General features: G+C 45.3%; 9 protein-coding genes. 5 read left to right on the top strand and 4 right to left on the bottom strand.

Annotated elements, in window-relative coordinates:
* Positions 1 to 39: 39 nt before the first annotated feature.
* A complete protein-coding gene (dsbB, locus tag ELS82_RS01055; protein ID WP_134833818.1) occupies positions 40 to 558 on the top strand; it encodes a disulfide bond formation protein DsbB in 519 nt (172 codons plus the stop codon).
* A gap of 433 nt (positions 559 to 991) precedes the next feature.
* Here dsbB and ELS82_RS01060 read toward each other — a convergent pair whose 3' ends face one another.
* Entirely contained in the window at positions 992 to 4024 is a 3033-nt protein-coding gene (locus ELS82_RS01060; protein WP_134833819.1) for a DNA translocase FtsK 4TM domain-containing protein, read from the bottom strand.
* A 182-nt stretch (positions 4025 to 4206) separates the two neighbouring features.
* A complete protein-coding gene (gene lrp / locus ELS82_RS01065; protein WP_004414493.1) occupies positions 4207 to 4701 on the bottom strand; it encodes a leucine-responsive transcriptional regulator Lrp in 495 nt (164 codons plus the stop codon).
* 174 nt (positions 4702 to 4875) lie between these two features.
* Between lrp and ald the strand changes: the two genes are divergently transcribed.
* Complete coding sequence (ald, locus tag ELS82_RS01070; protein ID WP_134833820.1) at positions 4876 to 6000, top strand: alanine dehydrogenase; 1125 nt, start codon at positions 4876 to 4878, stop codon at positions 5998 to 6000.
* 395 nt (positions 6001 to 6395) lie between these two features.
* Here ald and yfbV read toward each other — a convergent pair whose 3' ends face one another.
* Positions 6396 to 6848, bottom strand: a complete 453-nt coding sequence (gene yfbV, locus ELS82_RS01075) for a terminus macrodomain insulation protein YfbV (protein ID WP_004414497.1) — start codon at positions 6846 to 6848, stop codon at positions 6396 to 6398.
* A 361-nt stretch (positions 6849 to 7209) separates the two neighbouring features.
* Here yfbV and ELS82_RS01080 point away from each other — a divergent pair, with 361 nt between their 5' ends.
* The 3 genes from ELS82_RS01080 to ELS82_RS01090 all read left to right on the top strand — a co-directional run bounded on the left by ELS82_RS01080 (position 7210) and on the right by ELS82_RS01090 (position 11838).
* Complete coding sequence (locus tag ELS82_RS01080) at positions 7210 to 8406, top strand: acetate kinase (protein WP_134833821.1); 1197 nt, start codon at positions 7210 to 7212, stop codon at positions 8404 to 8406.
* 122 nt (positions 8407 to 8528) lie between these two features.
* Positions 8529 to 10694, top strand: coding sequence for a phosphate acetyltransferase (gene pta, locus ELS82_RS01085; RefSeq protein ID WP_134833822.1), 2166 nt, complete (start codon positions 8529 to 8531; stop codon positions 10692 to 10694).
* A 370-nt stretch (positions 10695 to 11064) separates the two neighbouring features.
* Positions 11065 to 11838 carry a GGDEF domain-containing protein gene (locus tag ELS82_RS01090; protein WP_440870480.1) on the top strand — a complete coding sequence of 258 codons (774 nt, stop codon included), beginning with the start codon at positions 11065 to 11067 and terminating at the stop codon, positions 11836 to 11838.
* Here ELS82_RS01090 and ELS82_RS01095 read toward each other — a convergent pair.
* A complete protein-coding gene (locus tag ELS82_RS01095; RefSeq protein WP_134833824.1) occupies positions 11830 to 12777 on the bottom strand; it encodes a glutathione S-transferase family protein in 948 nt (315 codons plus the stop codon). The genes ELS82_RS01090 and ELS82_RS01095 overlap by 9 nt on opposite strands.
* Between the last annotated feature and the right edge of the window lie 37 nt (positions 12778 to 12814).

The following is a 12814-nucleotide window of genomic DNA, read 5'->3' on the forward strand; positions in this document are numbered from 1 at the left end:
TGATAACTCAGGGCTTTTTTATTACTTCAGGACATCTGTGTGAATATACTTTCTGCAATCAAAACTTTCTCTCAAGGACGACTCTCATGGTTGTTGCTACTGCTATTTGTCGTATTCTTTGAAGCCTGCGCACTGTTCTTTCAACACGTTATGATGCTATCGCCTTGTGTGATGTGTATTTATGAACGCGTCGCAATGCTTGGCATCGGTGGTGCTGCACTGCTTGGCGTAATCGCACCGAACAACCCAATCATCCGTTGGTTAGGTTTAGCGGCTTGGGGCGCGAGTGCTTACAAAGGTCTGGCTCTTTCAATGCAGCACGTCGATTACCAGTTCAACCCATCACCATTCGCGACCTGTGATCTATTTGTCACTTTCCCAGACTGGGCACCATTAAACCAATGGGTTCCTTGGATGTTTGAAGCGTACGGTGATTGCAGCAAGGTTGTTTGGCAGTTCCTTACACTATCTATGCCTCAATGGCTCGTGGTTATTTTTGCAGGTAACTTGATTGCGCTTGGCGTGATTGTGATTGCGCAATTTGCTAAGAACAAATAAGCACAAGATTAGAGAACAACAAAGGGCTGATGTGAATACATCAGCCCTTTTTTATTAAACGCTCGGTCGTCTTCGCGATGAGGAATAAAATGAATAGAGGACCTCTTAAAGCAAGTAGGTAACATTTGGAGATTCCCTACTCGCTCCTTCGTCACTCTATGGAATGACACTCTCTCACTAACAACGATTGCCATCCTCAGAAAGAGGAATGAATCAATCGTGGGACTCAAACCAGTAGGTAACTTTTAGAGATTCCCTACTCGCTCCTTCGTCACTTTATGGAATGACACTCTTTCACTTCGAAAACGAGGCACAAGTAAGTTGAGGCTCTCCGGATGCATGTCGAGAACTATAGTAAGACGCCCTACTCAGCGACAAATAAAAAGGGTTAGCTCTATCGCTAACCCTTTTTTGCCACTTCTAGTGAAGGGACTTAGTTCATATCACGACTAGGCGCTGGAGCCAGTACTTCACGGTTACCGTTATGGCCCGGAGCACTGACAATGCCTTGCGCTTCTAGCTGCTCTACAATACGCGCTGCGCGGTTGTAACCAATCTTAAAGCGGCGCTGAACGCCAGAAACCGAACCACGGCGAGACTGGACAACATGCTCAACCACTTGGTCAAACAGTGGATCCATTTCCTCTTCGCCTTCCGGCTTCTCACCCGGGAGTAACGCTTCAGGGCCTTGATCACCATTGGTGATTTCATCTATATAATTCGGTTTGCCGCGCGCTTTCCAGTTATTAACCACGGCGTGAACATCATCATCAGAAGCAAACGCGCCATGAACGCGAGTGGTATGACTTGAGCCCGGTGGCAAGTAAAGCATATCACCCATACCCAGCAGCGATTCAGCACCGCCTTGGTCAAGAATGGTACGAGAGTCTGTCTTAGTCGAAACCGTAAACGCAACACGTGTTGGGATGTTAGCCTTAATCAGACCGGTGATAACGTCTACCGAAGGTCGCTGAGTCGCAAGAATTAAGTGAACACCAGCAGCACGGGCTTTTTGCGCTAAGCGTGCAATCAACTCTTCGACCTTCTTACCAACAACCATCATCAAGTCGGCAAACTCATCAACGATAACAACAATGTATGGCAGTTTCTCCAGCAGTGGTGGATGCTCATCCATACTGTCACCCGGCTGCCATAATGGGTCATGAATAGGATGCCCCGCTTCTGCCGCCATTTTAAGCTTGTCATTAAAGCCTTTGATGTTACGTACACCTAATGCAGACATCAGCTTGTAGCGGCGTTCCATTTCACCGACACACCACCGTAGAGCGTTTGACGCGTCTTTCATATCCGTTACGACTTCAGAAAGAAGGTGAGGTATCCCCTCATAGATAGAAAGCTCAAGCATTTTCGGGTCAATCATGATGAAACGTACATCTTCCGGTGTCGCTTTGTAGAGCATACTTAGGATCATTACGTTCACACCCACAGACTTACCTGAGCCTGTAGTACCCGCCACTAACACGTGCGGCATCTTAGATAGGTCAGCAATAACCGCATCACCAGCGATATCTTGACCAAGTACTACCGTCGTTGGCGATTTCGCTTCAATAAACTGCTGGCTGCCAACAACATCAGAGAAGAATACCGTCTGACGGCTCATGTTTGGCAACTCTAAGCCCACATATGGTTTACCCGGAATAACTTCAACAACACGCACAGCCATTGCTGATAGCGAGCGAGCTAAGTCCATAGAAAGGCTAGAGATGCGACTCACTTTAACCCCTGGAGCAAGGTCTAGCTCGAAGCGAGTAATAACAGGCCCTGGGAAGATATCGACCACTTCAGCTTTAATCTTGTAGTCCGCTAATTTGGCTTCAACTAGTCGCGCAATATTTTCTAATGCATCACGATCGATAAAGTTGTCGCGTTTTTCTGGATGATACAGAAGCTCTAGCGTCGGCATCGGCTCTACCGGCTTAGGGAGATTCGGTTCATGTTGAACAAGGAATGGATTCTGCTGCGCAGCGACTTTAGCCTGAGCTTCGGCAACCATGTGGTTGAGCGCGGCAGCATCTTCATCTTGTGCAAGCTCTTCCTGCTGAGATTGATATTCTGCTACAGGTTCAATTTGCGCTTCTTCTGCAACATCAAACGATGAAATCATCGGTTCTTGATGATGCTCTAACGGCTCAATTTCAGTAGAGATCTGATCAAGTTCAGACGTTGTAATGCTTGGCTGCGCAATGTCTTCATCAACTACGCTCTCATTCCAAGGTAACTCTGAGCTAGGGACTTCTTCTACCGCTTCATATGCAGGTGCCGTCTCTACTACTGGCTCCACATCAACAGCCGTCGCTGGGATTTCTTGCTCATACGGCATCGCCACTTCCGGCGTATGAACGTCAGCCGTTGCCACCGCAGCCATCGTTGCAGTTGCGACACTCGCGGCTTGCGCAGGTTCAACAAAGTCGTCGGCGTACTGTGCTGCTTGCTCTAGTTCTTCAATGGTGGCGCCCAGTTGCTTAGAACGCTCCACTTGGGGCTCATCGCTTACAACTGGCTGAACTGAGACCATTGGCTGCTCTGGCTCTACCTCAGTATACGTGGCCTGCGGTATTACCGGCTCACTGTATTCAGGGACAGGTTGCTGCACTTCATACACAGGCTCAGGCTGAACTGGTTTAGGCTCAGCTTCATGAGATTCAGGCATATGGATATTGAAGCGACGCGGTTCAGACATTGGCTCTTCTATATCTTGAGTCAATGATACCGTTGGCTCTTCACGTACTGATTCTGAGCGAGCAGGCGTAATCTCTTGCTCATAATCGTTTAACTCTGCTTCTAAAGTTTCATCTTCTCTGCCACGGATACGGTTAACAAGCCCAGTACACAGACTAATGGTCTTCTCACCTAACCAATCGACAATCGATAACCAAGAAATACCCGTCAGTAAGGTAAAACCTGCTCCCCACAAGAATAGGAAAACCAATGTAGTGCCGAGAATGTTTAAAGTTGGCATGGCTAGACTTGTTAATACGTCACCAATCACACCACCCGATGAAAAATACCAAATATCATCAAAGTTGATGTCAGCAAGTCCGCAGCTGGTCAAAATCACGATAGTCAGACCCAGCAGTCGCGTACCCCACAGCATTAAATCAACAGGTTCGTCTTCACCGCGTTTACGTAACACAACCCAAGCGGTGCCAGTAATAACAATAGGCAAAACATAAGCAAGAGAGCCAAAGGTAAAAAATAGAGTGTCTGCTAGCCAAGCGCCAGCTAAGCCACCAGCGTTGTTGATCTCCCCACCCCACGCAGTTTGAGACCACGACGGATCAGCGGCATTAAAAGTGATAAGCGCTACTGAAAGCAATATCGACGCTAAAACTACAACAATCAGACTGCACTCTTGAAGGCGCTGAGGTCCACTCAGACGAGAAAGCGAGGAGTCATCACCCGTTTTAATAATTGTTTGGACTTTATTTTTGGTCTCTTTAAACATAACCAACTTTATCTACGTAGCATAAAACCGAGTTCGAAAGATTCGCTTCGGCAGAAAATAAAATAGTCCGAGCAGCACTGCTACTCGGACTATCAATTTAACCATATCAAGGGCAAAAACCCAATTGCTTAAAGTCAGAATATAGAAAGCAATTAAGAGTTTAACGCTATGCCCACTCGAAGTTATCGAGTTTTGATAACCAGTTGGTTAGTTTGCTTCACTTCTTCCATTACTACGTAAGTACGTGTGTCATTCACACCTGGTAGACGCAATAGCGTGTCACCCAGTAGCTTACGGTAAGCACTCATGTCAGATACACGAGTTTTTAGTAGGTAGTCGAAATCACCAGAAACTAGATGACACTCTTGGATGTCGTCTAACTTTTGTACTGCCGTGTTAAATTGCTCGAATACATCAGGAGCACCACGATTTAACGTAATTTCAACAAATACCAGTAGTGAAGCATCAAGGTACTGCGGGTTCAGCAACGCTGTATAACCTGTAATGTACCCTTGGCGCTCTAAGCGGCGCACACGTTCCAAACATGGTGTAGGAGAAAGCCCCACACGTTTAGACAACTCTACATTCGAAATACGACCATCTTTCTGCAACTCATTTAGAATGTTGCGATCGATACGGTCAAGATCCTTGGACGGCTTTTTATTGTTGTCTGCCATTTTTTATTCCACCTTATTACTTCCTTGCAAAAAAATATACTACAACTTTTTAATATTCAGTATCAAATTTTATCCAATCATATCTATACTAGATATTAATTCGACAGAATTACCCTACACACAGTTAATACAACTACTATAGTTTATACAACCAAAATAAAATGAGGAGTCAGGATGATCATTGGCGTACCTAAGGAAATCAAAAACCACGAATACCGTGTTGGCATGATCCCAGCGAGCGTTCGCGAGCTAGTGTCTCAAGGTCACCAAGTTTTTGTTGAAACTAATGCCGGCTCAGGCATCGGTTTTTCAGACGATGATTACATCGCTGTAGGCGCATCCATTCTTCCTACCGCTGCTGACGTTTTCGCGAAAGCAGAAATGATTGTAAAGGTTAAAGAACCTCAAGCTGTCGAGCGCGCTATGCTACGAGAAGGGCAAATTTTATTTACTTATTTGCACCTAGCACCAGATTTTCCACAAACTGATGAGCTAATCAAGAGCAAAGCTGTCTGTATAGCATATGAGACTGTAACAGATAATATGGGTCGCTTGCCACTACTTGCTCCAATGTCTGAGGTAGCAGGCCGCATGTCTATTCAAGCAGGTGCACAAACTTTAGAGAAATCTCACGGTGGCCGTGGTCTTCTACTTGGTGGTGTTCCAGGCGTTGAGCCAGCGAAAGTCGTCGTTGTCGGCGGTGGTGTTGTTGGTGCTAACGCAGCGCGTATGGCTGTAGGCCTTCGTGCAGACGTAACTATCCTTGATCGCAATGTTGATACACTACGTCGCCTAGACGAAGAGTTCCAAGGTCGTGCAAAAGTGGTTTACTCTACAGAAGACGCGATTGAGAAGCATGTTCTAGAAGCTGACCTAGTAATCGGTGCGGTACTTATCCCTGGTGCAGCTGCGCCTAAACTAGTAACTAAAGAGCACATCGCTAAGATGAAGCCTGGTGCAGCAGTTGTTGACGTTGCAATCGACCAAGGCGGTTGTTTCGAAACATCACACGCTACAACACACGCAGACCCAACGTACATCGTTGACGACGTAGTACACTACTGTGTTGCAAACATGCCAGGTGCCGTTGCTCGTACTTCTACATTCGCTCTAAACAATGCAACACTTCCTTACATTGTTAAGCTAGCGAACAAAGGTTACCGTGAAGCACTACTAGCAGATAACGGCTTCCTAGAAGGTCTAAACGTTATCCACGGTAAAGTAACGTGTAAAGAAGTTGCTGAAAGCTTCGATCTTGAATACGTTGCACCAGCAGACGCGATTGCAATGTTCAACTAATGTTGAATCGTCTTAGATAAGAGAAAACGCTCACTTCGGTGGGCGTTTTTTTGTTTGAGCTGGAGATTTTTTAAAGTGCATCGAAAATTTTGAGAGATTCCCTACTCACTCCTTCGTCGTTCTATGGAATGACAGAATCAAAACACACTCTAGTCCCTCATGTCTGCAATAGTGAGGTGCGAACAATCTGGAGTTTTGAGAAGGAAAACGTGAAAGCTTTGCAGGTTCCCTACTCGTTCCTTCGTCACTCTATGGAATGACAGGCATACACCGTCATCCTCGAGAGTGAGGGACGAGTGAGTTGAGGATCTATTTAGGGCTTATATGAACGGGTAAACGTTCCCTACTCCGCGCTGAAGGCGTCATAGGGAATGACAAGAATTACAACTAAGAAGTTAGAACCAGCGCTCTAGCGCACTCTTATCAAGTTGGTGAAATGCGCGGTTAAGAATTTTTGCTAGCTCTTTATAGCGTGGGCGCGATTTCATTGGCTCTAGAGCAAAGCCGCTTTCGGCAATTTTCTGGTAGATTTCACGATACCAACCCGCAAGTGCTGGCGGAAGTTGCGTATTAGCGCGATTGCCTAACCACCACATACCTTGAATCGGCATACTGATAGCGAAAAGTGCGATGATGACAGCTTGAGGCATAGACTGATAATTATTAAACGCCATTTGCGTCAATACGCTGATCGCTGCGATCGCTGGCATGACTTTTACGCCAAAACGCGTAGCTTTGATAATACGCTGCTCTGGAAACAGCATATTCAGCTCTTTTCGCATTGGCCAAATGTCCATGTATTTTTGTCCGTCACGTAGGCTGTGAACTAAACCGACTTTATTGCTCATAGGGCTCTCTCACTTCAACATCGGGGCCAGTGGCTAAAATTTAGTTGAAAGATTCAACTAAACGAAGAAAAAATTGATGAAAGTTAATATTCTTTCAAATTTTTTTTGTTATCATTGCCTATTATCGTTATCCTTTGCGGACCCACAATCTCATTGTTGCTGTTATTTACAATTTAAGCAACTCTTGAGACCTTTCTGCAGCGGATGCAAGAGTGGCGATCTGGATCGCCACTGTCTTTATATACGGAATTCGAAGTTTTTTTGACCAAGATTAGTACGCAGCTTCTTCTGCTTCGTCTATTCTTGAGATTAATTTTCACCCTTACTGATTTCGATCAGAAAAATTAACAGGTAGTCATTAATGTCTAAGCTAGTTTTAGTTTTAAACTGCGGTAGTTCTTCTCTTAAATTCGCTGTAGTTGATGCAGAAACAGGTGCAGAGCACCTAACTGGTCTTGCTGAGTGTCTAGGTCTTCCAGAAGCTCGTATGAAATGGAAACTTGACGGCAAGCACGAAGCACAACTAGGCGCGGGCGCAGCTCACGTAGAAGCACTATCTTTCATGGTAGAAACTATTCTTGCTTCTAAGCCTGAGCTTAAAGCTAACCTTGGCGCTATCGGCCACCGTATCGTACACGGCGGCGAGCAGTTCACTTCATCTGCACTAATCACAGACGAAGTACTTAAGGGTATTCAAGACGCTGCGACTTTCGCACCTCTTCACAACCCAGCTCACCTAATCGGTATCGAAGCAGCTAAAGTAAACTTCCCTGGTCTACAAAACGTTGCTGTATTTGACACTGCGTTCCACCAAACAATGCCTTCTGAGTCTTACCTATACGCTCTACCGTACAACCTGTACAAAGAGCACGGCATTCGTCGTTACGGCATGCACGGTACTTCTCACCTATTCATCACTCGTGAAGTGGCTAACCTACTAGATAAGCCAGTTGAAGAAGTTAACATCATCAACTGTCACCTAGGTAACGGTGCTTCTGTATGTGCAATCAAGAACGGTCAATCTGTAGATACTTCTATGGGTCTTACTCCTCTTGAAGGTCTTGTGATGGGTACTCGTTGTGGTGACCTAGACCCTGCAATCATCTTCCACCTACATGACGCTCTAGGCTACTCTGTTGAAGAAATCAACAACATGCTAACTAAAGAGTCTGGTCTTGCTGGTCTAACTGAAGTGACTTCTGACTGTCGTTTCGTTGAAGACAACTACGGTGAGAAAGAAGAAGCGACTCGCGCGATGGACGTATTCTGTCACCGTCTAGCTAAGTACGTTGCTGGTTACACTGCAACTCTAGAAGGTCGTCTAGACGCAATCACTTTCACTGGTGGTATCGGCGAAAACTCTGGCCCTATCCGTGAAATGGTTCTTAACCGCCTAGGTATCTTCGGTATCGAAGTTGATGGTGAAGCTAACCTTAAAGCACGTTTCGGCGGCGAAGGTACAATCACTACAGCAAACAGCCGTATCCCAGCAATGGTTATCTCTACTAACGAAGAGCTAGTTATCGCTGAAGACACTGCACGTCTAGCAGGTCTTTAATTGACTTAATCGGCTGCTAAATAGGCAGCCGGTTTTCTTATTCTGGGGCTCAACTCCTATTCTTTGCAGTGCAAGGAATAATAGTTGAGCTTTTATCCCCAATAGCTATAGGTACTCTACGAATGTCTCGTACTATTATGCTTATCCCTGCAAGTGCTGGTGTTGGTCTTACTAGCGTAAGCATGGGTGTTCTTCGCGCAATGGAGCGCAAAGGCGTTAAAGTTTCTTTTTACAAGCCAATCTGTCAGCCGCGTTCTGGTGGCGATCAACCTGATCTAACTTCAACTATCGTTGGTTCAAACAGCGATGTGAAGATCGGCCAACCTCTTGCGATGTCTGTTGCTGAAAGCCTAATCGGTAACGACAACATGGATGAGCTGCTAGAAACAGTGGTTGAGCGTTACAACCAAATCAACAAAGATGCTGACGTAACGCTAATCGAAGGTCTTGTACCGACTCGTAAACACCCATTCGCTAACCAAGTGAACGCTGAAATTGCAGCAACACTTGGTGCAGAAATCGTACTTGTTGCTACGCCTGGCACAGATAACCCTGCGCAGCTTAAAGAGCGTATCGAAGTAGCATGTTCTAACTTCGGTGGCACTAAGAACAAAAACATCTCTGGCGTTATCATCAACAAGCTAAATGCACCTGTTGACGAAGCTGGTCGTACTCGCCCTGACCTATCTGAAATCTTTGATGATGCAGATAGCGCGAAGCAAAACGAAATGAAAGTGATGGAAATCTTCAACACTTCTCCAATTCGTGTACTAGGTTGTGTGCCATGGAGCATTGACCTAATCGCTACGCGTGCAATCGACATGGCTGAGCACCTAAACGCTGATATTATCAACGCTGGTGACATCAATACACGTCGTATTAAGAGCATCACATTCTGTGCACGTTCTCTGCCAAACATGATTGAGCACTTCAAACCAGGCTCTCTACTTGTGACTTCAGCAGACCGTCCAGACGTAATCGTTGCAGCAGCTCTAGCAGCAATGAATGGTGTTGAAATCGGTGCAGTACTTCTAACTGGCGGTTACGACATTCCAGAAGAAATCGCAGGCCTATGTAAGCCAGCATTTGATTCAGGTCTACCGATCTTCAAAGCACAAGGTAATACTTGGCAGACGTCTCTAAACCTACAGAGCTTCTCTATCGAAGTGCCTGCAGACGATAAAGAGCGTATCGAGTTCATCAACGAGCACGTTGCTGGCAACATCGATGGAAACTGGATCGAGTCTATGACTGAGGGTACTCAGAAGTCTCGTCGTCTAAGCCCACCAGCATTCCGTTACCAGCTAACTGAGTTCGCTCGTAAAGCTGGTAAGCGTATCGTTCTTCCTGAAGGTGACGAGCCACGTACAGTTAAAGCTGCGGCTATCTGTGCTGAGCGCGGCATTGCAGAGTGTGTGCTTCTAGGTAACCCAGAAGAGATCAAACGTGTTGCTGCGCAGCAAGGCGTTGAGCTAGGTGCTGGCGTAACTATCATCAACTCTGATGAAGTTCGTGAAAACTACGTAGCTCGTCTAGTTGAGCTACGTGGCGCGAAAGGTATGACTGAAGTTGTCGCTCGTGAGAAGCTACAAGATTCAGTATTCCTTGGCACGATGATGCTTGAGAACGACGAAGTTGACGGCCTAGTGTCTGGTGCTGTACACACAACAGCGAACACTATCGTTCCTCCGTTCCAGATCATCAAGACTGCACCTGATGCGTCTATCGTATCTTCTGTATTCTTCATGCTACTGCCTGACCAAGTATTGGTTTACGGTGACTGTGCGATCAACCCAGATCCAACAGCTGAACAGCTAGCTGAAATCGCTATCCAATCTGCAGATTCTGCTGCGGCATTCGGTATCGAACCACGCGTTGCTATGATCTCATACTCTACTGGTGAATCTGGTAAGGGTGCAGACGTAGATAAAGTACGTGAAGCAACGAAGCTAGCTCAAGCGAAACGTCCTGATCTAGTGATCGACGGTCCTCTACAGTACGACGCGGCTATCATGGAAAACGTTGCTGCTTCTAAAGCACCAAACTCTCCAGTAGCAGGTAAAGCGACTGTCTTCGTATTCCCAGACCTAAACACTGGTAACACGACTTACAAAGCTGTACAACGTTCAGCTGACCTAGTGTCTATCGGTCCAATGCTTCAAGGTATGCGTAAGCCTGTAAACGACCTGTCTCGCGGCGCTCTAGTTGACGACATCGTATACACAGTTGCTCTAACAGCTATCCAGGCTGACCAAGCGGCTCAAGCAAAAGAGAAAGTAGTTAACTAATTTAACGCTTTTAAGAAACGACAAACCCTCGCATCTGCGAGGGTTTTTATTTGTACTAATCTATTTGTCCAAATTAGCTCAACGTATACCACTGACTAAAAAATAGCTATATTCGAGATTTTTCCGAGTTTAGTTGTTAGTATTTGTTTACCAATGACTCATCATACGATCTATGCTGCCATCTATCAGTACCCAAAAAAATCAAGTTCTTACCGTTGCTTGTGTGACTCTCGGTGTTATCTCACTTGGTTTATCAGGCCTTAACTACCTTTACATCGGTGCACATATTTTCGCAGCTATTGAGTTGGTTTTCTCACTGTTCTGCTTTTACGTATAGAAAAATTGCATTAGAAGTTGGCACTACCCAAGCATCGCTGCCTTTTTTACATTTATCATTATGTATGGATTGACCGTTACAAAAGTGTCCTCTGCACTTATTTTGTGGACATTCTGTTTACCACTTTTGTATCACCTTTTTTTCAATCGCTATGTTGGCTCCCTTTTAACCTTGGCAGTTCTGGTTACATGCTTAACTGTCGTGAATCAACACCACGTCCAAACAAATCCTTTTGCGTTTCTTAATTTTTCTCTGCCTTATATAACTGTATGGATCATTTCATTTGCCTATGAAGAAGTAAGAGAACGGGTTCAACATAACCTCCAAACTCTAGCACTCACGGACTCACTAACCGAGGCCAAAAATCGACTGTGTCTATTGCATGACGCGAGCCATGAGTTAGCCCACCTACATAACCTCTATTTGTTCCATTTCGACTTAGATCACTTTAAAAAAATAAACGATCGCTACGGACATAGTTGTGGAGATACGGTTCTCAAATCTACATGCGAGGTGATCCAAGAAGCAGCAGGCTCGGATAAACTGTATCGTGTTGGTGGTGAGGAGTTTTGTATTGTATTTGAAGCATCAGATGTAGACAGTGCTTTTCACTTCAGTGAGATGATTCGTAAATCTATTGAAAAGAACATAATTTACGACAACGAATACTCACTAAACGTGACGATTAGTGGAGGGTTAGTTCCTTTATCTCTTTCTGAACATAGCGTTGATACAGCGCTTCAACAAACTGATAAAGCTCTATATCAAGCGAAATTAAATGGAAGAAATCAAGTGATATTAGCTTAACTCATCACGGCCATGAGGTGACTCTAGATCTAAATCTGGCCCAACAGGCACGACTTGCGTAGGGTTAATCCCTGTGTGGCTGTAGTAGTAGTGGCGCTTGATGTGATAAAAGTCTGTGGTCTCACTGACTCCAGGCACCTGATAAAGCTCTTTCATGTAGCCATTCAAATGCTCATAGTCAGCAATACGTTTTTTATTGCACTTAAAGTGACCCACGTATACTGCGTCAAAGCGAATCAGTGTGGTAAACAGACGCCAATCCGCTTCAGTGATACTCTTACCCGCTAAATAGCGATGCTTAGCCAAATGCTCATCTAATCTATCAAGAGATGCAAACAGTTGGTGATACGCCTCTTCGTAAGCGTCTTGCGCGGTTGCAAACCCGCAGCGATAAACACCGTTATTCACATGAGGGTAAATATACGCGTTCCATTCATCAATCATCTCGCGATCAGCCTGCGGATAATAGTCATCCGTATTACCAGTAAGCTCATTAAACGCCGAGTTAAACATACGAATGATTTCTGAGGATTCATTGCTCACAATGGTGTTGAGCTTTTTATCCCATAAAACAGGGACGGTTACGCGCCCGGTGTAGTCAGGTTTTGCTTGGGTGTAAATCTGATGCAGACGCATGTGGCCAAATAGTGGCTCTGGCAGCCCCATCTGCCAACCTTCATTCATCATGTCAGGGCAGACAACTGTCACATCGATATGAGGCTCTAATCCTTTCAGTTTGCGGAAAATCAACGTCCGGTGCGCCCAAGGACACGCTAGAGAAACGTATAAGTGATAACGGCTTGACTCAGGTTGAAATTTCGCCTCTGGTTTATTCTCAATCCAATCTCGAAAACCCGCATCTTCGCGAACAAACTTACCGTCGTTAGATTTTGTGTCGTACCAAACATCATGCCAAACGCCTTCAACTAATTTACCCATGATCATCTCCTAAGCCATTATCCTAATGAAGTTAGTA

Origin of the sequence: Vibrio ouci (assembly GCF_004551525.1) — a bacterium.
Classification (GTDB): Bacteria; Pseudomonadota; Gammaproteobacteria; order Enterobacterales; family Vibrionaceae; genus Vibrio; species Vibrio ouci.

Excerpts from the sequence above, each read along its gene's own strand:
- yfbV (WP_004414497.1), bottom strand. The coding sequence starts at position 6,848 with ATGAGCAATAAAGTCGGTTTAGTTCACAGCCTACGTGACGGACAAAAA.
- ald (WP_134833820.1), top strand. The coding sequence starts at position 4,876 with ATGATCATTGGCGTACCTAAGGAAATCAAAAACCACGAATACCGTGTT.
- ELS82_RS01060 (WP_134833819.1), bottom strand. The coding sequence starts at position 4,024 with ATGTTTAAAGAGACCAAAAATAAAGTCCAAACAATTATTAAAACGGGT.
- ELS82_RS01080 (WP_134833821.1), top strand. The coding sequence starts at position 7,210 with ATGTCTAAGCTAGTTTTAGTTTTAAACTGCGGTAGTTCTTCTCTTAAA.
- pta (WP_134833822.1), top strand. The coding sequence starts at position 8,529 with ATGTCTCGTACTATTATGCTTATCCCTGCAAGTGCTGGTGTTGGTCTT.
- ELS82_RS01095 (WP_134833824.1), bottom strand. The coding sequence starts at position 12,777 with ATGGGTAAATTAGTTGAAGGCGTTTGGCATGATGTTTGGTACGACACA.
- lrp (WP_004414493.1), bottom strand. The coding sequence starts at position 4,701 with ATGGCAGACAACAATAAAAAGCCGTCCAAGGATCTTGACCGTATCGAT.